The sequence below is a fragment of the Albimonas sp. genome (assembly GCF_055129145.1).
Map to the genome: position 1 here is coordinate 1 of NZ_JBSRTQ010000078.1, position 21,391 is coordinate 21,391.

Here is a 21,391-nt window from a genome sequence, read left to right on the forward strand (position 1 = left end):
GACGACACGAACTGGTCGATCATGATCTGGGCGCCGTTGGCGAAGTCGCCGAACTGCGCCTCCCAGATGGTCAGGGTGTTGGGCTCGGCCAGCGAATAGCCGTACTCGTAGCCGAGCACCGCGTATTCGGAGAGCATGGAGTCGACGACCTCATACTGCGCCTGGCCCGGCTTGATGTTGTTGAGCGGGAAGTAACGCTCCTCGCTCTCCTGGTCGATCACCGCCGAATGGCGCTGGGAGAAGGTGCCGCGGGTCGAATCCTGACCCGCGAGGCGCACCGGATAGCCCTCGGTCAGCAAGGTGCCGAAGGCCATCGCCTCGGCCGTGGCCCAGTCGATGCCCTGGCCGGTGTCGATCATCTCGCGCCGGCCTTCGAAGATGCGGGCGACGGTGCGGTGCGGCTTCACGTTCTCGGGGATCGACGACAGCGCCTCGCCCACTTCGCGCAGCCGCTCGATCGGCACCGAGGTGGCGCCGCGCTGGTATTCGCCTTCGCCGGCGCCCATGCCCGACCACTTGCCGTCCAGCCAGTCCGCCTTGTTGGGGCGGAATTCCTTGGCGGCCTCGAACTCCTCGTTCAGGAACGCCTGGAAACGGGCCTTCTCGTCCTCGATCTCGCCTTCGGGGATCAGCCCGTCGGCCACCAGACGCTCGGTGTAGATCTGCAGCGTGGTCTTGTGCCGCTTGATGGTGTTGTACATCAGCGGCTGGGTGAACATCGGCTCGTCGCCTTCGTTGTGACCGAAGCGGCGGTAGCAGAAGATGTCCAGCACCACGTCCTTGTGGAACTTCTGACGGTATTCGATGGCGACGCGGGCGGCGTGGACCACCGCCTCCGGGTCGTCGCCGTTGACGTGGAAGATCGGCGCCTCGACCATCAGCGCGATGTCGGTGGGGTAGGGGGACGAGCGCGAGTTGTGCGGGGCCGTGGTGAAGCCGATCTGGTTGTTCACCACCAGATGGATGGTGCCGCCGGTGCGGTGGCCCTTCAGACCCGACAGGCCGAAGCATTCCGCCACCACGCCCTGGCCCGCGAAGGCCGCGTCGCCGTGCAGCAGGATCGGCAGCACCGAGGTGCGGTTCTCATCGTGCAACTGGAACTGCTTGGCGCGCACCTTGCCGAGCACCACCGGGTTCACCGCCTCGAGATGCGAGGGGTTGGCGGTCAGCGACAGGTGCACCTTGTTGTTGTCGAACTCGCGGTCCGACGAGGCGCCGAGATGGTATTTCACGTCGCCCGAGCCCTGGACCTCGTCCGGGGTGGACGATCCGCCGTGGAACTCGTTGAAGATCGCCTTGTACGGCTTGCCCATCACGCAGGCGAGCACGTTGAGACGGCCGCGATGGGGCATGCCCACCACGATGTCCTTCACGCCGAGCGCGCCGCCGCGCTTGATGATCTGCTCCATCGCCGGGATCAGCGCCTCGCCGCCGTCGAGCCCGAAGCGCTTGGTCCCCATGTATTTGACCTGGAGGAACTTTTCGAAGCCCTCGGCCTCGACCAGCTTCGACAGGATGGCGCGGCGGCCGATCTTGGTGAAGGCGATCTCCTTGCCGTAGCCTTCGATCCGCTCCTTCAGCCAGCCCGCCTCCTCGGCGTTGGAGATGTGCATGTATTGCAGCGCGAAGGTGCCGCAATAGGTGCGCGAGACCAGCGCCACGATCTCGCGCATCGAGGCGGTGTCGAGCCCCAGCACCTGGTCGAGGAAGATCGGCCGGTCCATGTCGGCTTCGGCGAAGCCGTAGGACCGCGGGTCGAGCTCCGGATGCGGGGTCTGCGCGGTGATCTTGAGCGGGTCGAGGTCGGCGGCGAGATGGCCGCGGATGCGGTAGGCGCGGATCAGCATGATGGCGCGGACCGAATCCAGCACCGCCTTGCGGACCTGCGCGTCGGAAACCTTGGCCCCGGTCTCGGTCGCCTTGGCCTTGATCTTGTCGCCCAGCGCCTTGGGGGAGGCGTCGGCCTCCCACTCGCCGGTCATGGCGCCGGTCAGTTCGGACCGGTCCTGCGGCGGCCAGTCGGCGCGCAGCCAGGAGGGGCCGGCGGCCTCGGCCTCCACGGCGCCGAGATCGTCGCCGAGCGAGGCGAAATAGGTGCGCCAGCTCTCGTCCACCGAGGCGGGGTCCTTGGCGTAGCGCGCGTGGAGCTGCTCCACGTAGGCCGCGTTCTGGCCCTGCAGGAAGGACGAGTTGTGGAAGGCCTTGTTGGGGCTCTGATCCGTCATGGCGTTGCAGGCGCGCAGGGCGCCCTCCCTTGCGATTGCGCGGGGGCGGTCATCCGCCCCCTGCATGTGCGGCTCACGCCCCGTGGGGCGGGTGGCCGAAGCGGTTGGCGCCGGGCTCGCCGCGCGAGGCGAGCCAGACGGTAAGGACGATATAGGCGATCACCGGCGCGATCATGATGCCGAAGATCAGCAGCCCCGCGCCGCCCGCCATCGCCGCGTTCAGCGCGCCGGAGGCGTCGAGCCGCGCGGCCATGCCGACCCCGCCCGCCGCGATCATCGTCAGCAGGCTGCCGGCGAGGAACACGGCGTGGGGCAGCAGGCACATCAGACCCGACCGGCCGGTGTCGTGCAGCCGCCGCCACGTGGCGGCGAAGAACGGCGCGATCATGGCGAGCGAGAATACCGTGCTGATCGCCGAGGGCCCCGTCGCGGTCGTCGCGGTCGCCTGAGCGGATCCGGTGGAAAGCGTCGTCGTCTCCACCGCGCCGAACAGCATGATGTCGAGCGCGGACGCGACGACCGAGCCCAGGATGATGAACAGCGCGAAATACCAGAACTCCGACCGCGCGGCGCGGCCGGAGAAGGTCACGTACTTGCTCAGGCAGGCCCGGACGGCCCCGGCGAGACCCATGGGTTCGCTCCCGTTGTCAGTCGCGCCGCCCGGGACCGGGCGGCGCCGGGCGGGCTCAGCGCCCCATGGCTTTCAGAACGGCTTCGCCCAGGCCCGCCGGGCTGTCGGCTACGGTGAAGCCGGCCATTTTCATGGCCTCGATCTTGTCTTCCGCGGCGCCCTTGCCGCCGGAGACGATGGCGCCCGCATGGCCCATGCGACGGCCCGGAGGGGCGGTGCGCCCGGCGATGAAGCCGGCGATGGGCTTGCCGCGGCCGGCCTTCACCTCATCGGCGATGAACTGGGCGGCCTCTTCCTCGGCCGAGCCGCCGATCTCGCCGATCATGATGATCGACTCGGTCTCCGGATCGCCCAGCAGCCATTCCAGCGCATCGATATGCTCGGTGCCCTTGATCGGGTCGCCGCCGATCCCGATGCAGGTCGACTGGCCGAGGCCCGCCACCGTGGTCTGCAGCACCGCCTCGTAGGTGAGCGTGCCCGAGCGCGAGACGACGCCGACCGAGCCGCGCTTGTGGATATGACCCGGCATGATGCCGATCTTGCAGGCGTCCGGCGTGATCACGCCCGGGCAGTTCGGCCCGATCAGGATCGAGGACGAGCCCTGCAGCGCGCGCTTCACCTTCATCATGTCGAGCACGGGAATGCCCTCGGTGATGCACACGATCAGCTCCATCCCGGCGTCGATCGCCTCGAGGATCGCGTCGGCGGCGAAGGGCGGCGGCACGTAGATCGCGGTGGCGTTGGCGCCCGACCGCTCCTTGGCCTCGATCACCGTGTCGAACACCGGCAGACCGATATGGGTGGACCCGCCTTTGCCCGGCGTCACGCCGCCGACCATCTTGGTCCCGTAGGCGATCGCCTGCTCCGAATGGAAGGTGCCCTGCGAGCCGGTGATGCCCTGACAGATCACCTTCGTGTTCTCATTGACGAGGACGGCCACTGACGTACTCCCTCAGCTTTCATCCCGCTTGGACAGCAGGACGTGAATGTTGTCGTCGAACATGAGGTTCCAGGGGTTCTTCAGTTCGACGGCGAAGCCCGCCTCGGCCGCCATGGCCTTGAGGGAGGCGAGCGTGAAGTAGTTCACATGGTCCGGCAAACGGATGCCGCACCAGTTGCGATCGGCGACCCTGCGGTTGACCGATCCGTAATTCGGAACCTTTACGTAGATCCTGCCGCCGGCCTTCAGGGCGCGATGCGCCCCGCGCAGGACCTTCAGCGGTTCCTCCTCGTGTTCGAGGTAGGAGCGCATGACGATCCCGTCGAAGAGCTCCGGCTCGAAGTCCCAGATGGCCTCGGCCCCCGGCCCGTGCAGGCAACGCCCGCCGCGGGCGCGCATGTCGGCGTCGGCCTGTTCCGCCAGCGCCCTGGAGATCTCGATCCCGTAGGGCGTGAAGGGCGGCTGGATGCGCCCGCCTTGGGCGCAGCCGATGTCCAGAATCTTGCCGCCGCCGAACCAGTCCAGATACTTCCGCATGTCGGTGCGCTGGAACAGGCCGGTGCGGAAGCGGGTCGCGTAGTCGATGCCGTAGAGCGCCGGGGCGGCCCGCAGGCGGCGGTCGCGTTCCGCCTCGAGCCCCTTTTCCCAGGCGAAATCCTCGGACAACGCCGCATGGCCCGGCGGGTTGGTCAGATAGACCATCCCGCAGGACCCGCAGGTCCCGAGGATCCATCCGTCGCGGCCGAGCCGGTCGATCGGCGCCGCGTCGCCTGCGGCGCAGAGCGGGCAGGGCCGCGGCGCGTGCGCGCCGGGCTTCGCCTGGTCTCCGGATCCGGACCTGTCTGCGGCCGACGAGGCCATCTAGCTCTCCCTGCGGACGTCGCGAAGCGCCGGGGGACCCGGCGTCCGGTTCAGCCCTTGACCGCCTTGACGATCTTGGCGGCGGCGTCGGCGAGATTGTCGGCCGCGATCACGTTGAGACCGCTCTCTTCGATGATCTTCTTGCCGAGCTCGACATTGGTGCCTTCGAGACGCACCACCAGCGGCACTTTCAACCCGACGGCGTTCACCGCGGCGATCACGCCCTCGGCGATCACGTCGCAGCGCATGATGCCGCCGAAGATGTTGACCAGGATGCCCTTCACCTGCGGGTCGGAGGTGATGATCTTGAAGGCCTCCGTCACCTTCTCCTTGGTCGCGCCGCCGCCGACGTCGAGGAAGTTGGCGGGCTGGGAGCCGTAGAGCTTGATGATGTCCATCGTCGCCATCGCGAGCCCGGCGCCGTTGACCATGCAGCCGATCTCGCCGTCGAGGGCGATGTAGTTGAGGTCGTACTTGGACGCCTCGAGCTCCTTCGGGTCCTCCTCGGTCTCGTCGCGCAGCGACAGGACCGCCGGCTGACGGTAGAGCGAGTTGGAATCGAAGTTCATCTTGCAGTCGAGGCAGCGGATGTGGCCATCCGTCATCACGATCAGCGGGTTGATCTCCAGCATCGAGACGTCTTTTTCGATGAAGAGCTTGTAGAGCGTGCCGACCAGCTTCACGCATTCCTTGAAGGCGACGCCGCTGAGGCCCAGCGCGAAGGCGACCTTGCGGCCGTGGAAGGCCTGGATGCCCGATGCCGGGTCGACCGAGAAGGTCACGATCTTCTCGGGGGTGTGGGCCGCGACCTCTTCGATGTCCATCCCGCCCTCGGTCGAGGCGATGAAGGACACGCGGCTGGTCTCGCGGTCGACGAGAAGGGCCAGATACAGCTCCGTGGAGATGTCGGCGCCGTCCTCGATGTAGATCCGGTTGACCTGCTTGCCGGCCGGGCCGGTCTGGTGGGTCACCAGCGTGCGGCCGAGCATCAGCTCGGCGTTTTCGGCGGCCTCTTCGACCGACTTCGTCAGGCGCACGCCGCCCTTGGGGCCGGCGCTCTCCTCCTTGAAGGAGCCCTTGCCGCGTCCGCCGGCATGGATCTGGGCCTTCACCACCCAGAGCGGCCCGTCGAGCTCGCCGGCGGCGGTCTTGGCGTCCTCGGCGCGCGTCACGGCGCGGCCGTCGGCGACCGGCGCGCCGTATTCCTTGAGAAGCTGCTTGGCCTGGTACTCGTGGATGTTCATGTCGCTCGCACCCTTCCGCGGTCCTGGTCGGCGCGAGATCGAGAGGCGTCCCGCCTCACTCGCGCGCGCCCGTCGCGGGCTGCGCGCCGTCGATCCGGCCTTGCGCGACTTGTAGACGCGCGCTTACGTTGGCCGCAATCGTCGCATGATGCCAGCCGGCAAAAAACCGGCGATTGTGATCACGCGATTTCTGGCTGTGATCACAATGATGCGGCCGGCACATGGCGAAGGGCCATTTTTGTTTTCCTCTCGTTAATCAACGATTCGCAGGCGTTGGGAGGACGGTTTCGGCCGATCCGGCGACCTGCGGACGATACAGGCGGACCCCATGACCCCCCCTCGCCCCCTTCCCCCGGCGCAAGCCGGCGGGCTTTTCGCACGGCTCGACGCGCCGGCGATGGCCATGGGCCTCGTCTTCGCGCTGTTGTGGTCGTCGGCCTTCACCTCGGCGAAATTCATCGTGGCCGACGCGCCGCCGTTCCTGGCGCTGTCGGTGCGCTTCGCGATTTCGGGGCTGATCGCGATGGCCATCGCCAAAGCGATGGGACAGAGCGCCAGACTGACCCGCAAGCAATGGGGCCTCGTCGTCGTCTTCGGGCTTTGCCAGAACAGCCTCTATCTCGGCCTGTTCTTCCTCGCCATGACCCGGATCGAGGGCGGGTTCGCCGCGATCATCGCCTCGATGCTGCCGCTGTTCGTGGCCGCGGGGGCCTGGGCCTTTCTGGGCGACCGGCCGGGGCGGATCGGGGGGATCGGATTGCTGATGGGGTTCGCCGGGGTGGCGTTGATCATGGGCGCGCGGATCGACGGCGGGGCGGATATGGTCGGCGTGGCGCTCTGCCTCGCGGGGTCGCTGGCGCTGGCGGTGGCGACGCTGGTGGTGCGCGGGGTGTCGCCGGGGGGCAACGTGCTGATGATCGTCGGGCTGCAGATGCTGGTCGGCGCGGCGACTCTGGGCCCGGTCTCGGCCGTCTTCGAGAGCCCGTGGGAGGTGACCTGGTCGGTCCCGATGCTGACCGCCTTCGCCTATACGGCGGTCGGGCCGGGGGTGATCGGCACGCTGATCTGGTTCAATCTGGTGCGAAGGATCGGGCCGACCAACGCCGCGGCGTTCCATTTCCTCAACCCCTGCCTCGGCGTCGCGGTGGCCGCGGCCCTGCTGGGCGAGCGGCTGGGCCCGCGCGACCTGCTGGGCGTCGGCATCGTCACCGTCGGGATTCTCATGGTGCAGCTGGCGCGGCGTCCGGCGCGGGTTCAGAATCCGTAGATCGCGCCGAACTTGGCGTTGAGATGGGCGAGCAGCGGTCGCTCGTCCACCGGACCGCCGCAGGCCCGGGCCATCAGCCCCGGCGCCTCCATCACCCGCCCGTGGCGGTGCACATGCTCGCGCAGCCAGCTCAGCGGCGCGGAAAGGTCGCCCTCCGAAAGCGCCGCATCCAGATCCGGCAGGTCGCGACGCATGGCGACGGCGAGCGCGGCGGCGTTGAGATTGCCCAGGGTGTAGGTCGGGAAATAGCCGATCAGGCCTTCGGACCAGTGCACGTCCTGCAGGCAGCCCTCGGCGGCATGGCGGGGGCGGCGGCCGAAATCGGCTTCGAACCGGTCGGCCCAGGCGACGTCGAGGTCGGCGGGGACGAGATCGCCCGACAGCAGCGCGCGTTCGAGGTCGAAGCGCATCAGGATATGCAGGTCGTATTGCGCCTCGTCCGCCGCGGTGCGGATGAAGCCGGGGTCGACCCGGTTGACCGCGGCGTGGAGCGCCGCGGGCGTCTTCACCCCGATCTCCCCGAAGGCGATCTTCATGCGGTGCAGCAGCCAGGGCGCGAAGGCCTCGGAGCGCCCGATATGGTTTTCCCAGAACCGCGACTGGCTTTCGTGGACCCCCATCGAGGCCCATTGCCCGGCCGGCCGCCCGCGCAGCGCCGGGGCGATCCCCTGTTCGTAAAGCGCGTGGCCGGTTTCGTGCAGGGTGGCGAAGATGCACTCGGTCGGATCGCCCGGGTCGACCCGCGTGGTGATCCGCACATCGGCGCCGGAGCCCGACGAGAACGGATGCACCGCCCGGTCGAGCCGCCCTGCCGACCAGTCGTAGCCGCAGTCCCCGGCAAGCTCGCGGGCCAGCGCCATCTGGCCGGCTTCGGGGAAGGCGCCCGACAGTTTCGGAGGGCGGGCGGACGACCCCCGGATCCGGTCAAGCACCTCGGTCAGCCCGGCGCGCAGGCGGGCGAAGACGGGGGTGAAGTCGGCGACCCGGGCGCCGGGCTCGTAGTCCTCGAGCAGCGCATCGTATGGAGTCTGGCCGTCCCTGGCGAGGGCGGCGGCCTCTTCGCGGCGCAGGGCGAGCACGCGGGTGAGGGCGGGGACGAAGCGGGGGAAGTCGCGGGCGGCGCGGGCCTCGGCCCAGAGCTGATGCGCGGCGGCGGTTTCGCGCGCGATGGCTTCGGCCAGACCGGCGGGCAGGCGGGTGGCGCGGGCATGGGCCCGGGCGGCGTCGCGCAGGTCGGCGCGGATGTCGTCAGGCCAGTCTTCGGCGGTCCCGGCCCCCGTCCCGGCCTCGGCGTCGGCGATCCAGTCCGCAATCCGCGGATCGGCGCGCAGATCCTGGGTCACGGCGGCGAGCGCGCCGCGGCTTTCGGCCCGCTGGGCGCCGCCGCGGGGCGGCATCATCGCCTCCTGATCCCAGCCGAGGATCGCGGACGCGTCCTCCAGCGCCGAGATCCTCGCGATATGGTCGCGCAAAGCGGCGTAGGCGTCCCGGGGAGTCATCGGCAGGTCCTGGTCGGTTGGCGGCGCGCAGGGCAAATCACCCGTCGTGCGGGCGCGGCGGACATTTCAATCAAGGCCCGCAGCATCTCCGGCGGGTCCGCGCAGGTCAACGGCCCCTTCGCGGTCCCGCCGCGCATGGCTCAGACGTCGAGATTCTCGACGTTGAGCGCGTTGTCCTGGATGAACTGGCGGCGCGGTTCGACGACGTCGCCCATCAGCTTGGAGAAGATCTCGTCGGCCTCGTCCACATGGTCGATGCGCACTTGCAGCAGGGTCCGCGCGTCGGGGTCGAGCGTCGTCTCCCAAAGCTGCTCGGGGTTCATCTCGCCCAGACCCTTGTAGCGCTGCAGGGAAAGGCCGCGCTCGCCCTCGGCCATCACCAGGTCCAGCAGCTCCAGCGGGCCGCGGACCGGCATCGGCTTGTCCTTGCGGCGCAGCACCACCGGCCGGTCGTAGACCGCATTCAACGAGGGCACGAGCACCGAGAGCCGCCGCGCCTCGGACGAGCGCATGGCGGCGGCGTCGATGATCCGCACCTCGGCCACGCCGCGCAGGGTCCGGGTCAGGTGGATGCCGCCATCGCCGGTGGGCGTGCCGACCCAGCCGCGTTCGGTCTGAGGCGCCACGACGTCGAGCCGGGCGGCGACGGCGTTGGCGGCCGCCTGCGGCCTGTCCATCGCCCCGGTCGCGAAGGCGCCGGAGATGGCGGCCTGCTCCAGGATGAAGCGGGGATAATGGGTTGGAAACGCGTTGAGCGCGGCGCGGGCGGCGCGGGCCTCCTCGATCACCACGGCGAGGTCGGCCCCGACGCGGATGTCGTCCCCCGTCTCCAGCGTGGCGCCGTCGGAGCCTTCGCGGATCAGGAAGTTCTCCAGCTCGCGCTGGTCCTTGAGATAGACCTCGGACTTGCCGCGCGCGACCTTATAGAGCGGCGGCTGCGCGATGTAGAGGTGGCCCTGTTCGATCAGCGACGGCATCTGCCGGTAGAAGAACGTCAGCAGCAGCGTGCGGATATGGGCGCCGTCGACATCGGCGTCGGTCATCACGATGATCTTGTGGTAGCGCAGCTTGTCGAGGTTGAACTCGTCGCGCCCGATCCCGGTGCCGAGCGCGGTGATCAGCGTGCCGACCTGGTCGGAGCCGAGCATCCGGTCGAAGCGCGCCCGCTCCACGTTCAGGATCTTGCCGCGCAGCGGCAGCACCGCCTGGTTGCCGCGGTGACGGCCCTGCTTGGCGGAACCGCCGGCCGAGTCGCCCTCCACCAGGAACAGTTCGGACTTGGCGGGGTCCTTCTCCTGGCAGTCGGCGAGCTTGCCGGGCAGGGAGGCCACGTCCATCGCGGTCTTGCGCCGGGTCAGCTCACGCGCCTTGCGGGCGGCCTCGCGGGCCTGCGCGGCCTCGACGATCTTGCCGACCACGGCCTGCGCGTCCTTGGGGTTCTCCTCGAACCACTCGGCGAGCTTCTCGTTCATCAGGTTCTCGACCGCGGGGCGCACTTCGGACGAGACCAGCTTGTCCTTGGTCTGGGACGAGAATTTGGGGTCCGGCACCTTCACCGACAGCACGCAGGTCAGGCCTTCGCGCGCGTCGTCGCCGGTGAGCGACACCTTCTCGCGCTTGGCGAGGCCCGAAGAGGCCACGTAATTGTTGATGGTCCGGGTCAGCGCGCCGCGGAAGCCCGCCAGATGGGCGCCGCCGTCGCGCTGGGGGATGTTGTTGGTGAAGGGCAGCACGGTTTCGTGGTAGCCGTCGTTCCACCACATCGCGGCTTCGACGATGATGCCGTCCCGTTCGCCCAACACCACGATCGGCTTGGGGATCAGCGGGGACTTGGAACGGTCGAGATAGCGCACGAAGGCCTCGATGCCGCCTTCGTAGATCATCTCCTCCGACCGACGCTCGGCGGTGCGCTCGTCGGTCAGGTGGATGCGGACGCCGGAATTGAGGAAGGCGAGCTCGCGCAGGCGATGCTCCAGCGTCTTCCAGTGGAATTCGCGGTTGGAGAAGGTGTCGAGGCTGGCGAGGAACCGCACTTCGGTGCCGCGCTTGCCTTCGGAGGGGCCGGTCTCGCGCAGGGGCTCGACGGTCGCGCCATGTTCGAACCTGGCGTAATGGGCCTTGCCGTTGCGCCAGATCCGCAGCTCCAGCCAATCCGACAGGGCGTTGACCACCGAGACGCCGACGCCGTGCAGGCCGCCGGAGACCTTGTAGGAGTTCTGGTCGAACTTCCCGCCGGCATGCAGCTGGGTCATGATGACCTCGGCCGCCGAGATGCCTTCGCCCTGGTGGATGTCGGTGGGGATGCCGCGGCCGTTGTCGATGACCGAGACCGAGCCGTCGGCATGCAGCGTCACCTCGACCCGGTCGGCATGGCCGGCCAGCGCCTCGTCGATGGCGTTGTCGACGGCCTCGTAGATCATGTGGTGCAGACCCGACCCGTCGTCGGTGTCGCCGATATACATGCCCGGGCGCTTGCGCACCGCGTCGAGCCCCTTGAGCACCTTGATGGAGTCGGCGCCATATTCGGCGTTCGGCTGCGGCTGGGCCTCGTCGGTCATGCGTATCGTATCCCCGGATATGAGGGGGCAACATATCCGCCGCGGACGGCGGTGTCCACGCGCGCCCGCGCGCGCGTTCTTTAGTATTGGCGCCGATCGGGGGCGCGGGCGCGGGGCAGGGGCCATAGCGGGAGCCGGAGCCCGAGGGCGAGCGGCCGAGATGGCGCAGGCGACGACGTTCCCTGCGAGCGCGCCCTGAAGCCGGCCCGGTCAGATCACCCGCGAACCCAACCCAGATGGGCGCCGGCCGCACCCTTGAGCATCAGCACGTCGAAGCTGGCGAAAATCCGATAGCCGCGGGCTTTCATCGCCACGATCTGCGCCTCGTTGGCCGCACCGCCGGCGAGCGGCACCCCGGCGGCGCGGGCGGCCGTTTCGATCTTCGCGGCGGCGGCGAGGAATTCCGGATGGTCGAACTGGCCGGAAATCCCGAGATCCGAGCTGAGGTCGAAGGCCGCCATCACCGCGATGTCGACGCCGGGGACGGCGAGGATCGCCTCGACATTCGCCACCGCCTCGCGCGTTTCCAGGGTGAAATAGCCGTAGGGTCGGTCGCCGAAGCGCGGTTGGTAGTCGAAAAGCCCCGCGTCCCAGCGCGAATGGGCGAGGAACGGGCCCCAGCCGCGAGACCCTTCGGGCGGATAGCGGAGGGCCGCGACGCAGCGCGCGGCGTCCTGCGCGGTGTTCACGAAGGGAAAGCAGATTCCCTCGGCCCCGAGGTCGAGCGCCTTCTTCGCCTCCGCCTCGTCGATCTTCGAGATTCTGACCGCGGGGGAGCAATCGAAGCCTTGGGTGGCGGCGATCATCGCGTGGCAGGTCCCCCAGTCGACGGCTCCATGCTCCATGTCGATCAGCACGCCGTCGGCCCCCGCCGCGGCGATGGCCTGGGTCACGACCGCCGAGGGGATGGTGGCGAACTGGATCGAGAGCCTCCGCTCCGGATCGGCCAGCTTTTCCTTGAAGTTCATCGCGCGCTCCCGGGTTGCCTTCGCGGCATCCTATCCGCGCGCGCGCCCGCGTCGATCAGCCTTCGCGCAGGGCGGATCCGTCCGGCCCCTCGGTCACCGCGACCTGCATCGCCTCGTCTCCCAGCGCGTCGAAGAGGTGCGGTTCGGTCCCGGTCATCCAGGCCTGCGCGCCAAGCGCGCGGATTTCGGCGTAGAGCGCGGCGCGGCGGGTCTCGTCGAGATGGGCCGCGACTTCGTCCAGCAGCAGCAGCGGCGGGGTCCCGGTGGTCGCCGTCAGCGCGCGGGCGGTGGCGAGCGTCAGCGAGATCAGCAGCGCCTTCTGCTCGCCGGTCGAACACAGCCGCGCCGGCGCGCCCTTGGCGGCGTAGACCGCGGCGAGGTCGGTGCGATGCGGGCCGGTCAGGGTGCGGCCCGCGGCGGAATCGCGGGGGCGGCCGACGAAAAACGCCTCGCGCAGGCGGGTCTCGGCGTCGGCTTCGGCCTGCGCCGGCGGGGTCCCGGCGGCGAGGGCCTGGGCGACCGCCGCGTCGGGGTCGCCTTCCAGCGAGAGATCCGCGGTTGGAAACGCGGTTTCGGCCGCGTCCTGCGCCTGGGCCAGGGCGGCGAGGGTCTGGGCGCGGGCGCGGGCGATGGCGGCGCCCTCGGCGGCCATCCGCGCCTCCAGCGCGTCGAACCAGCGGGGGTCGCGGATGTCGTCGCGCAACAGGCGGTTCCGCTCCCGCATCGCCTTTTCGTAGGCGAGGGCGCGGTCGGCATGTTCGGGCTCGAAGCCCATCGCGGCGCGGTCGAGGAAGCGCCGCCGCTCGGCCGCCCCCTCGGCCCAGAGCCGGTCCATGGCTGGCGTCAGCCAGACAATGCGCAGAAGGCCGGCGAGCCGGGCCTGGGGGACGGTTTTCGAATCGATCCGCACCGCGCGGGGCTGGCCGGCTGCGTCGGCGCCGGTTTCCGCTTCGCGCAGCCCTTCGGGCCCCTCGATGCGGGCGGAGACCCGCCAGCCGAGCGATTCAGGCAGGCGCGGCAGCGCGTCCGCCTCCGCCCGGCGCAGGCCGCGGCCAGGGGAGAGCAGGGAGAGCGCTTCGAGCAGATTGGTCTTGCCGGCGCCGTTCGGCCCGTGCAGCGCCACCGAACGACCGCCGGTCTCCAGCCGCGCCAGCCGGTGCGAACGGAAATGCGAGACGGCGAGGGTCAGGACCGCGGTCATGGCAAGGCGGGGAGGCGCGCCCCGCCCCCCCCCCTCAGGCGGGGGAGGAGGAGGCGAAGGGACGCGCGGATCGCCGCGTCAGACCCGCATCGGCATGACGACGTAGACGGCGCTTTCGTCATCGCCTTCGCGCACCAGCGTCGGGTCGCCGGAGCCGTTGAACAGGAACACCGCGTTCTCGCGGTCCACCTGGCCGGCGATCTCCAGCAGGTACTTGGCGTTGAAGCCGATCTCGAGCGCTTCGTCGGCATAGGCCACCGCCAGCTCCTCGGTCGCGGCGCCGCTGTCGGGGGCGTTGACCGACAGGATCAGCCGGTCTTCGGACAGCGTCAGCTTCACCGCGCGCGACCGCTCCGAACTGACCGTCGCCACGCGGTCGACGGCATGGGCGAACTCGGCGGCGTCCACCTCCATCCGGCGCGGATTGCCCTGCGGGATCACCCGCGTGTAGTCGGGGAACGAGCCGTCGATGACCTTGGAGACCAGCGCGATGCCATTGGTGGCGAAGCGGACTTTCGTCTCCGACACGCCGACCTCGATCACCGCCTCGTCGTCCGACAGGAGCTTGCCGAGCTCGCCCACCGTCTTGCGCGGCACGATGACGCCGGGCATCCCCTCGGACCCGTGCGGCGCGGGCGCGTCGACGCGCGCCAGCCGGTGGCCGTCGGTGGCGACGCAGCGCAGGACGCGGCCCTCGGCCCCGTCGGCGAGGTGCATGTAGACGCCGTTGAGATAATAGCGCGTCTCCTCGGTGGAGATCGCGAATTTCGCCTTGTCGAACAGCCGGCGCAGCACGCCCGCCTTCGACTGGAAATGGCAGGCGTAGTCCGCCGTCGCCATCACCGGGAAGTCGTCCTTCGGCAGGGTTGCGAGCCGGAAATCGGACCGCCCGGCCCGCACCTCCAGCCGGCCCGAGCCGTCGTCGGTCAGGCGCGCCTGCGCCCCCTCGGGCAGTTTGCGCACGATGTCGTGCAGCATGTGGGCGGGGGCGGTGGTCGCCCCGGCCTGCTCGACCATCGCGGGGATGGTCTCCAGCACTTCGACGTCGAGATCCGTGGCGCGGATCGACAAGGTGTCGCCCGAGGCCTCCAGCAGCACGTTGGACAGGATCGGAATCGTCGTCCGGCGCTCCACGACGCCCTGAGCGCGGCTCATGGCCTTGAGCAGGGCCGCCCGTTCGACGCTTATCTTCATGGTCCCCCACCCGGGTCGGAGCGCGCCGCCTGCGACCGGCGGCGCGGATTGTTCGGGCGCTTACACTAGCGGCTCATGCGGCGGGCGCAACGGTCGGCGCGTCTGCATCGGCCCGCGATCCGCGGTCGACTTCATGATTCGGCAACCCGGGAGGGCTAGCGTCCGCTCCGGTTCGATCCCGGCCCCCTTCAGGAGACCCGTCCATGCTCGCCCGCTTCAGCATATTCCAGCGCATCGTCGGCGGCTTCGCCGGCGCGTTGATCGTGATCCTAGGGCTCGCCGCCTTCGGCTATACGTCCAGCCAGAAAATCGGCGGCGACTTCACCGACGTGCGCGAATCCGGTTCGGTGAAGGCCGACGCCGACGAGCTGGCTGTCGAGGTCAACGCCATGCGCCTGCTGAACTTCAGTTACCGGGCCGATCCCGACGCGGCGGCGGTGGAGGCGATGAACGCGCAGCATCAGCGGATCGCCGATCACGTCGCCCGCATTCAGGAGCGGCTCGCGCGCGACGACCAGCCGGAGCTTCGGGGCAAGGTCGAGACTCTGGGCCAGGCATCGGATCGTTATTTCGAGACCTTCACGAAGCTGGTGCGCGCGAACGTCGCCCGCGACGCGCTGCTCGAAGAGGTGATGGCGGCCACCCAGGCCGCCCGCGACGCCTTCGACGACCTGCGCGACGTGGCGCTGGAGCGGGGCGAGAACCTCGCCGCCGCCCAGGCCGGCCGCGCCATCGAGGAGGTGTGGAAGTCCAAAAGTCTGCTCATCGCCTTCGTCGGCACCGGCGCCGCCGCGGATCGTGACGCATGGTCGACCGAGCTGGACGACATGCAGGAGGATGCCACGCGCGCTTACGAAGAGGCGACGCGTTCGGGCTTGCAGGATCTCGCGGTGACCGCGCTGGCGGCGCTCAGCAAGCTGACCGCGTTCGTCGAGCCGCTGGACCGCGCCGTCGAGACGAGCCGGGTGGTGTTCGAGGTCGAGATGGCGGCGATCGGTCCGCAGCTCGTGGACATGCTGGCCGACATGAAGGACGCCATCGCCGAAAGCAACGAGCGGATCCTCGAAGAGGTCGCGTCGGATGTCGCCAGATCCTCCACGGTGATGCTCGTCGTCGGCGCGACCGGCGCGGCGGTGGCCGTGGCGTTGGCGCTGCTGATCAGCGGATCGATCTCCGCCGCGGTGCAGGCGACCACGCAGGACATGCAGCGCCTCGCCGGCGGCGATGCGTCGCTCGAGATCCGTGGCGCCGAGCATGCGCACGAGATCGGCAAGATGGCGCGCGCGCTGGCCGTGTTCCGCGACAACCAGCTGGCGCTGGCGCGCAACGAGGCCCAGCGCAAGGAAGCGGAGGCCGAGGCCGCGCGCCGCCGCGCGGGGATGATGAAGGAGCTGCAGGACAATGTCGGCGTGGTGGTCGACTCGGCCGTGGCCGGCGATTTCGCCCGGCGGGTGGAGGCGCGGTTCGACGATGCCGAGCTCGCGGCGCTGGCCGATGGCGTGAACCGGCTGCTCGGCTCGGTGCAGACCGGGCTCGACGCGGCGCGCAAGGCGATGGGCGACGTGGCGACCGGCGATCTCGACACCTCCATGCGCGGCGAGTTCAAGGGCGCGTTCGCCGAACTCAAGCGCGACGTCGACGGGACCGTCAGCCGCCTGCGCACGCTGGTCGGCGAAATCCGCGACGGCTCGGCCGACATCGTCTCCGTCGCCGCCGCGATGTCCTCCGACGCCGATCACCTGAGCCAGCGGGCCGAAAGCCAGGCCGCCTCGCTGGAGGAGACCGCCGCGACGATGGAGGAGCTTTCCGCCACCGTGCGCCGAAATGCCGAGAATTCGAAGCAGGCCGCGAATCTGTCGCGCCAGGCCTCGAGAAACGCCGCGTCGGGCCGCGAGGTGGTGAGCAACACCGTCGAGATCATCGAACGGATCGAGGCCAGTTCTTCGCGCATCGCCGACATCACCTCGGTGATCGACGGCATCGCCTTCCAGACCAACCTGCTGGCGCTGAACGCGGCGGTGGAGGCGGCGCGCGCCGGGGAGGCCGGCAAGGGCTTCGCGGTGGTGGCGGCGGAGGTGCGGCAGCTCGCGCAGCGTTCGGCCGATGCGGCGTCGGACATCAAGCGGCTGATCGAGGACAGCGGCCGCCAGGTGTCCGAAGGCGTGTCCGCCGCCAAGCGGGCGGGCGAGTCGCTGGAGGAGATCGTGTCGGCCGTGGGCCAGCTGGAGACGACCATCGACGACATCTCTTCGGCGAGCATGGAGCAGTCGGCGGGGATCGACGAGATCGCGTCGGCGGTGGCGAGCCTCGACCAGTCCACTCAGCAGAACTCGCAGATGGCCCAGGACGCGGCGCGGCGGACGGGCGAGATGACCCGCACGGCGCGCGGTCTTCAGGAACGTGTGGACGACTTCGTCGGCGCCGCCGGGTCCGGAAAACGGGCGCGGGCGGCCTGACGACGGCGCAGGCCGGGTCCCGAGGGGCGTGAGGGGGGCGCTTCGGGCGTGCGCGGCGCTTTGGGCGGGGTCAGCTGGACGGGTTCAGCCCGCAGGCGACGGGCGCGTCGTCGATCCGGTCGATGGCCTGCGGCGCGCCGGAGCGACCCAGCGCATAGAGCCGGTCGTCCAGCCGGATATGCCGGAAACAGTGCGGCGTTCCCCCCAGCGCCTGACCGAAATCGAAGCAGTACCACGGCGCCTCGTAGGTCCAGTCCGCATCCAGGCACGCGCCGTCGGGGAACTGGAACGTGACCTTGCCGTCCTGCCGATAGCTCTCCCGTCCCCAGAGCTCGCCGTCGATCCGGTACCAGACGGTGCGGCCATGGGTCATCGCCGTCCATTCCTGCAGGGGCACGTCGCGCCCTTCGGCGTCCAGCGTCTCGGCCAGGCCGGCCGGGTTCGCGCCCGCAGCCCCGACCGGCGTCCAGGACAAGCCCCCGACCAGCGCCGCCAGCACCAGCGCCGAGGCGACGCTGCGCGCAGGCCTGCGCGCGGGTCCGCACCGGGCGTCGACCGCCGGGCAGGGCGCGCCTGCGGAGCGCGGGAGGGGGAGCGGCATGACAAGGGCCTCTTGGCGACTGCGATGGGGGTGCAGGTTAGTTGCGTCGCCGGCATGCGCAAGACCGCAGCCGCGCCCCTGCACGCCGCTTCACGATCTCGCGCCTGTCCGTCCCAGGCCGGGCGGAGTCGCTTTGCGCCTGTCCCCGGCCGGCCCAGCGGCTAGAGTGCAACCGCATCCCGGCGCAGACCGGGGCGAACCGGCAGGCGGGCGACGGGAGACGCGACATGGCGGAGCGGGACGGCAAGGGCGGCGCGCGGCAGGCTCCGCAGGGCGCCGGCGTCTGGAAATCCGGCCGCGGCAAGGGCCGCCGCCAGCCGCGCGGCCGTCAGGTCGAGGACGCGGCGCTGGCCGGGATCCGCGCCCTGCTCGGCCCCGGCCCCCACCGCCGCGACCGGCTGATCGAATATCTGCACCGCATTCAGGACGCCCATGGCCACCTCTCCGCCGCCCATCTGCGGGCGCTGGCCGAGGATCTGGGCCTCGCCCAGGCCGAGGTCTGGGAGGTCGCCACCTTCTACGCCCATTTCGACCCGGTGAAGGAGGATGAGACCCCGCCCCCCGCGCTGACCGTGCGGGTCTGCGGGTCGCTCACCTGCGCCATGGCCGGGGCCGACCGGCTGCGCGCGGCGCTGATCGCGGGGACCGACCCGGCGCGCATCCGCATTCTCGAGGCGCCCTGCATGGGCCGCTGCGACCTCGCTCCCACCGCCGAGGTCGGCCATCGCCATGTCGATTTCGCCACCCCCGCCTCGGTCCTCGCCGCGGCGCATTCCGGGGAGACCCATCCGCTGATCCCGGACTACGAGCCGCTCGCGGCCTATCTCGCCGACGGCGGCTACGCCCAGCTGGAGGCTCTGCGCGCCGGCGCGCGCGGCCGGGACCAGATCCAGCAGGCGGTGGCGGAGGCCGGCCTGCGCGGGCTCGGCGGCGCCGGTTTTCCAGCCGCGCGCAAATGGGGATTCGTGAGGGCCGAGCCCGGGCCCCGGATGCTCGCGGTCAATGGCGACGAGGGCGAGCCGGGGACGTTCAAGGATCGCCTGTTCCTCGAAACCCGCCCGCATCTGGTGCTGGAGGGCATGCTGATCGCGGGCCACGTGGTCGAGGCCGAGACCTGCGTGATCTACCTGCGCGACGAATACCCCGCGGCGCGCGAGATCCTGACCCGCGAGATCGCGGCGCTGGAAGCAGCCGGACTCGTCCCCCCCGGCCATATCGACCTGCGCCGCGGCGCGGGCGCGTATATCTGCGGCGAGGAATCCGCGATGCTGGAATCGATCGAGGGCAAGCGCGGCCTCCCCCGTCACCGCCCGCCTTTCGTCGCGCAATCGGGCCTCCACGGCCGCCCCACCCTGGTCCACAACATCGAGACCCTGAAATGGGTCGCCCGCATCTGCCGCGAAGGGCCGGAGGTGCTGAACGCCGTGGAACGCAACGGGCGCAAAGGCTTGCGCAACTTCTCCGTTTCCGGCCGCGTGAAGAACCCGGGCGTGCATTGCCTGCCGGCGGGCTCTACGATCCGCGACCTGATCGAGGCGGCGGGGGGGATGCAGGACGGGCATGTCTTCAAGGCATACCAGCCCGGGGGGCCGTCCTCGGGCCTGCTGCCGGCGTCCGACGACGATGTGCCGCTGGATTTCGACTGCCTGCAGGAACGCGGCAGCTTCATCGGCTCGGCGGCGGTGGTGGTGCTGTCGGACCAGGACAGCGCCAGGGGCGCCGCGCTCAACATGCTGCGCTTCTTCGCGGACGAGAGCTGCGGGCAGTGCACGCCATGCCGAGTCGGCTGCGCCAAGGCGGTGAGCCTGATGCAGGCGCCGTCCTGGGACCAGGCGCTGCTGGAGGATCTGTGCCAGGTGATGGAGGACGCCTCGATCTGCGGACTAGGTCAGGCGGCGCCGAACCCGATCCGGCTGGTGATGAAGCATTTTTCGGAGGAGATCGGAGCCGTCGTTAACGATTGATTTTAAGCAGAGACAATCAGCATCCCACCGAAAACGATTTTTTCCCAACAGCGATTCTGCTATGATCCGGTGTGGAAAGCGATCTACCGAAGCGGTGGAGATGATGGGGGGCCTATGTTTTTCGTGCGGTCGCGTTTTCTGAAAGCCGAAGGGGCGTGGTTCGATTTCGACTTCTTCCGCGACCAGCATCTGCCCCTGATCATCGAACGCCACACGAAATATGGACTGCTGGCGGCGGAGATGTCGCCGAGCGACCTGCCGGACGCCTTCGCCGTCGTTGCCTTCATGTTCCGCGACGAAGCCGGGTTCTGCGCGGCGCTGAACGACATGGAGGAGATCCTGCCGCATCTCCGCCTGACGACCAACGCGCAGATGGAGGTGAAGCTGGCGCGGGAGGGCGAGGCGCAGCATCGCGAACTGCTCGCGCAATTCCGCCGCCGCGCACGGCCCGAGAGCGGGTCGAACGCATTGGTTCAGGTCGTCGGCTAGACCGGCCCAGGCGTCGTCGCGCGATCGCCATCAGGACGGCGGAGGGCTTCGAAACCGGGCTTGGGCGCCAAGGCGGCGGCTTGCGTCACCCTCGAAAGCGGAAGCGCGCCGGGCCCGTCACGTTCAGGCGCGACGCCGGTCGCGACCTCGGTCTAGCGCTCGGCCTCCACGCTCAGGCGCTTTTCGTAGGCCCGCGAGATATGGCGCTGGGCGGCGGCGTCGGCGGCGTCCTCGTCCCGTCCTTCGATCGCCCGCACGATGGCGTCGTGCTCGTCCACCGTCTCGGCCCCGCGGGTGGGGTCCGAGAGCGAGGTCATGGTCAGCAGCGCCATCGAACGGCGGATCCCGTCCAGCATCGTATTGAGATAGCGGTTATGCGAGGCGAGATGCACCTGCCGGTGAAAACGGCGGTTGTTGTCGCGCAGCCCCTCCGGTTCCGCGGTCAGGCGGCGGCTGTCCTCGACCAGACGGCGCAGCAGCGCCTTCTCCTCCGGCGCTGCGTGGCGGGCGGCGAGGCGGGCCGCCAACCCCTCGACCACCGCGCGCACCTCATAGAGTTCGCCCAGCTGGTTATGGTCGAGCGAGGCCACGACCAGTCCGCGCCGCCCGTCATGCTGGACCACGCCCTGCGTCTCCAGCCGCCCCAGCGCCTCTCGGATCGGGGTGCGGCTGACGCCGAAGCGCTCGGCGAGCTCGGTCTCCACCAGACGGGCGCCGGGCGGATAGCGGCCACGGTCGATGGCGTCGAGGATCAGGCTGTAGGCGTCGGTCGCGCCGTCGCGGGACATGGGGACCTCCGTTGGGGAGGGCGGAGATTAGCCGCCCGGGGCGAAGTCGCAAGCGCGCAGTCGACGAAGCGCCGCGGGGCGATGGGGATGGCCTTCGGGGACGTCGGGCAGGTCGAAATCCGCGGCGACCTCGCGGACCATGCCGATCCGGTCCATCACCGCGCGCGACGGCGCGTTGACCGCGACGGCGACGAGTCCGGGCAGGGCAAGCCCGCCTTGGTCCTGGGGCGCGAAGCCGCGGGCGCGGGAGAGTGGGCGGGGTGATCGCGCATCAGCTCAGGATCGGCATGGTCAGAGGCGGGACATCAGGTCGTCCGCCAGCGCCTCCGCCTCCTTCGCCGCGCGCGAGCGGGGGGAGATCTCGGCGGCGGAACGCCCCTGCAGGAAGGCGGTGGAATAGGCCACGCGGTTGCCGAGCGCGGTGGGGGCGATGTCGGCCCCGGTCTCGGCGAGCATCCGCAACGTGTCCTCCATCGCGCCGCCGCGCGGCGGCACGCGGTTGAGC

Annotated in this window: 16 protein-coding genes and 1 pseudogene; 4 read left to right on the forward strand and 13 right to left on the reverse strand. The window is 69.9% G+C overall.

The features are described 5' to 3' along the window. From ACTB72_RS13130 to sucC, 5 genes are all read right to left on the reverse strand, one after another. The coding region (locus ACTB72_RS13130) for a 2-oxoglutarate dehydrogenase E1 component (RefSeq protein WP_463037449.1) at positions 1 to 2,225 on the reverse strand (2,225 nt) is incomplete at its 3' end. A 73-nt stretch (positions 2,226 to 2,298) separates the two neighbouring features. Further along, entirely contained in the window at positions 2,299 to 2,856 is a 558-nt protein-coding gene (locus ACTB72_RS13135; protein ID WP_463037450.1) for a DUF805 domain-containing protein, read from the reverse strand. A gap of 55 nt (positions 2,857 to 2,911) precedes the next feature. After that, a complete protein-coding gene (gene sucD / locus ACTB72_RS13140; RefSeq protein ID WP_463037451.1) occupies positions 2,912 to 3,796 on the reverse strand; it encodes a succinate--CoA ligase subunit alpha in 885 nt (294 codons plus the stop codon). Between the two features lie 12 nt (positions 3,797 to 3,808). Then, positions 3,809 to 4,657: a class I SAM-dependent methyltransferase gene (locus ACTB72_RS13145; RefSeq protein WP_463037452.1), complete on the reverse strand. Its 849-nt coding sequence runs from the start codon at positions 4,655 to 4,657 to the stop codon at positions 3,809 to 3,811. A gap of 50 nt (positions 4,658 to 4,707) precedes the next feature. Further along, positions 4,708 to 5,901, reverse strand: a complete 1,194-nt coding sequence (gene sucC, locus ACTB72_RS13150) for an ADP-forming succinate--CoA ligase subunit beta (RefSeq protein WP_463037453.1) — start codon at positions 5,899 to 5,901, stop codon at positions 4,708 to 4,710. 328 nt (positions 5,902 to 6,229) lie between these two features. On the opposite strand from sucC, the gene ACTB72_RS13155 reads away from it, so the two are divergent. Continuing rightward, entirely contained in the window at positions 6,230 to 7,168 is a 939-nt protein-coding gene (locus tag ACTB72_RS13155; RefSeq protein WP_463037454.1) for a DMT family transporter, read from the forward strand. Here ACTB72_RS13155 and ACTB72_RS13160 read toward each other — a convergent pair. The 5 genes from ACTB72_RS13160 to dnaN form a co-directional block, all read right to left on the reverse strand. After that, complete coding sequence (locus tag ACTB72_RS13160; RefSeq protein ID WP_463037455.1) at positions 7,156 to 8,667, reverse strand: carboxypeptidase M32; 1,512 nt, start codon at positions 8,665 to 8,667, stop codon at positions 7,156 to 7,158. The genes ACTB72_RS13155 and ACTB72_RS13160 overlap by 13 nt on opposite strands. Before the next feature lie 140 nt (positions 8,668 to 8,807). After that, a complete protein-coding gene (gene gyrB / locus ACTB72_RS13165; RefSeq protein WP_463037456.1) occupies positions 8,808 to 11,225 on the reverse strand; it encodes a DNA topoisomerase (ATP-hydrolyzing) subunit B in 2,418 nt (805 codons plus the stop codon). 215 nt (positions 11,226 to 11,440) lie between these two features. Beyond that, positions 11,441 to 12,193, reverse strand: coding sequence for an HpcH/HpaI aldolase family protein (locus tag ACTB72_RS13170; protein WP_463037457.1), 753 nt, complete (start codon positions 12,191 to 12,193; stop codon positions 11,441 to 11,443). A gap of 55 nt (positions 12,194 to 12,248) precedes the next feature. Next, positions 12,249 to 13,394, reverse strand: a complete 1,146-nt coding sequence (recF, locus tag ACTB72_RS13175) for a DNA replication/repair protein RecF (protein ID WP_463037458.1) — start codon at positions 13,392 to 13,394, stop codon at positions 12,249 to 12,251. A gap of 78 nt (positions 13,395 to 13,472) precedes the next feature. Further along, the gene (gene dnaN, locus ACTB72_RS13180; protein ID WP_463037459.1) at positions 13,473 to 14,588 is read right to left on the reverse strand and encodes a DNA polymerase III subunit beta; all 1,116 of its coding nucleotides are present in this window, start codon (positions 14,586 to 14,588) and stop codon (positions 13,473 to 13,475) included. 203 nt (positions 14,589 to 14,791) lie between these two features. On the opposite strand from dnaN, the gene ACTB72_RS13185 reads away from it, so the two are divergent. Continuing rightward, entirely contained in the window at positions 14,792 to 17,044 is a 2,253-nt protein-coding gene (locus ACTB72_RS13185; RefSeq protein WP_463037460.1) for a methyl-accepting chemotaxis protein, read from the forward strand. 70 nt (positions 17,045 to 17,114) lie between these two features. Here ACTB72_RS13185 and ACTB72_RS13190 read toward each other — a convergent pair whose 3' ends face one another. Next, positions 17,115 to 17,645 carry a hypothetical protein gene (locus ACTB72_RS13190; RefSeq protein WP_463037461.1) on the reverse strand — a complete coding sequence of 177 codons (531 nt, stop codon included), beginning with the start codon at positions 17,643 to 17,645 and terminating at the stop codon, positions 17,115 to 17,117. A gap of 227 nt (positions 17,646 to 17,872) precedes the next feature. On the opposite strand from ACTB72_RS13190, the gene ACTB72_RS13195 reads away from it, so the two are divergent. Both ACTB72_RS13195 and ACTB72_RS13200 read left to right on the forward strand, forming a co-directional pair. Then, positions 17,873 to 19,609 carry an NAD(P)H-dependent oxidoreductase subunit E gene (locus tag ACTB72_RS13195; protein WP_463037462.1) on the forward strand — a complete coding sequence of 579 codons (1,737 nt, stop codon included), beginning with the start codon at positions 17,873 to 17,875 and terminating at the stop codon, positions 19,607 to 19,609. Positions 19,610 to 19,723: 114 nt separating this feature from the next. After that, positions 19,724 to 20,098 carry a hypothetical protein gene (locus ACTB72_RS13200; protein ID WP_463037463.1) on the forward strand — a complete coding sequence of 125 codons (375 nt, stop codon included), beginning with the start codon at positions 19,724 to 19,726 and terminating at the stop codon, positions 20,096 to 20,098. A gap of 152 nt (positions 20,099 to 20,250) precedes the next feature. On the opposite strand, the gene ACTB72_RS13205 is transcribed toward ACTB72_RS13200, so the two are convergent. After that, complete coding sequence (locus ACTB72_RS13205) at positions 20,251 to 20,886, reverse strand: GntR family transcriptional regulator (RefSeq protein ID WP_463037464.1); 636 nt, start codon at positions 20,884 to 20,886, stop codon at positions 20,251 to 20,253. 291 nt (positions 20,887 to 21,177) lie between these two features. Then, positions 21,178 to 21,391 (reverse strand): annotated as a pseudogene (locus ACTB72_RS13210) (hypothetical protein); the annotation flags it as partial.

Excerpts from the sequence above, each read along its gene's own strand:
- ACTB72_RS13200 (WP_463037463.1), top strand. The coding sequence starts at position 19,724 with ATGTTTTTCGTGCGGTCGCGTTTTCTGAAAGCCGAAGGGGCGTGGTTC.
- gyrB (WP_463037456.1), bottom strand. The coding sequence starts at position 11,225 with ATGACCGACGAGGCCCAGCCGCAGCCGAACGCCGAATATGGCGCCGAC.
- ACTB72_RS13205 (WP_463037464.1), bottom strand. The coding sequence starts at position 20,886 with ATGTCCCGCGACGGCGCGACCGACGCCTACAGCCTGATCCTCGACGCC.
- ACTB72_RS13135 (WP_463037450.1), bottom strand. The coding sequence starts at position 2,856 with ATGGGTCTCGCCGGGGCCGTCCGGGCCTGCCTGAGCAAGTACGTGACC.
- ACTB72_RS13155 (WP_463037454.1), top strand. The coding sequence starts at position 6,230 with ATGACCCCCCCTCGCCCCCTTCCCCCGGCGCAAGCCGGCGGGCTTTTC.
- ACTB72_RS13160 (WP_463037455.1), bottom strand. The coding sequence starts at position 8,667 with ATGACTCCCCGGGACGCCTACGCCGCTTTGCGCGACCATATCGCGAGG.
- ACTB72_RS13195 (WP_463037462.1), top strand. The coding sequence starts at position 17,873 with ATGGCGGAGCGGGACGGCAAGGGCGGCGCGCGGCAGGCTCCGCAGGGC.
- ACTB72_RS13145 (WP_463037452.1), bottom strand. The coding sequence starts at position 4,657 with ATGGCCTCGTCGGCCGCAGACAGGTCCGGATCCGGAGACCAGGCGAAG.
- sucC (WP_463037453.1), bottom strand. The coding sequence starts at position 5,901 with ATGAACATCCACGAGTACCAGGCCAAGCAGCTTCTCAAGGAATACGGC.
- ACTB72_RS13190 (WP_463037461.1), bottom strand. The coding sequence starts at position 17,645 with ATGCCGCTCCCCCTCCCGCGCTCCGCAGGCGCGCCCTGCCCGGCGGTC.
- recF (WP_463037458.1), bottom strand. The coding sequence starts at position 13,394 with ATGACCGCGGTCCTGACCCTCGCCGTCTCGCATTTCCGTTCGCACCGG.
- ACTB72_RS13185 (WP_463037460.1), top strand. The coding sequence starts at position 14,792 with ATGCTCGCCCGCTTCAGCATATTCCAGCGCATCGTCGGCGGCTTCGCC.
- dnaN (WP_463037459.1), bottom strand. The coding sequence starts at position 14,588 with ATGAAGATAAGCGTCGAACGGGCGGCCCTGCTCAAGGCCATGAGCCGC.
- ACTB72_RS13170 (WP_463037457.1), bottom strand. The coding sequence starts at position 12,193 with ATGAACTTCAAGGAAAAGCTGGCCGATCCGGAGCGGAGGCTCTCGATC.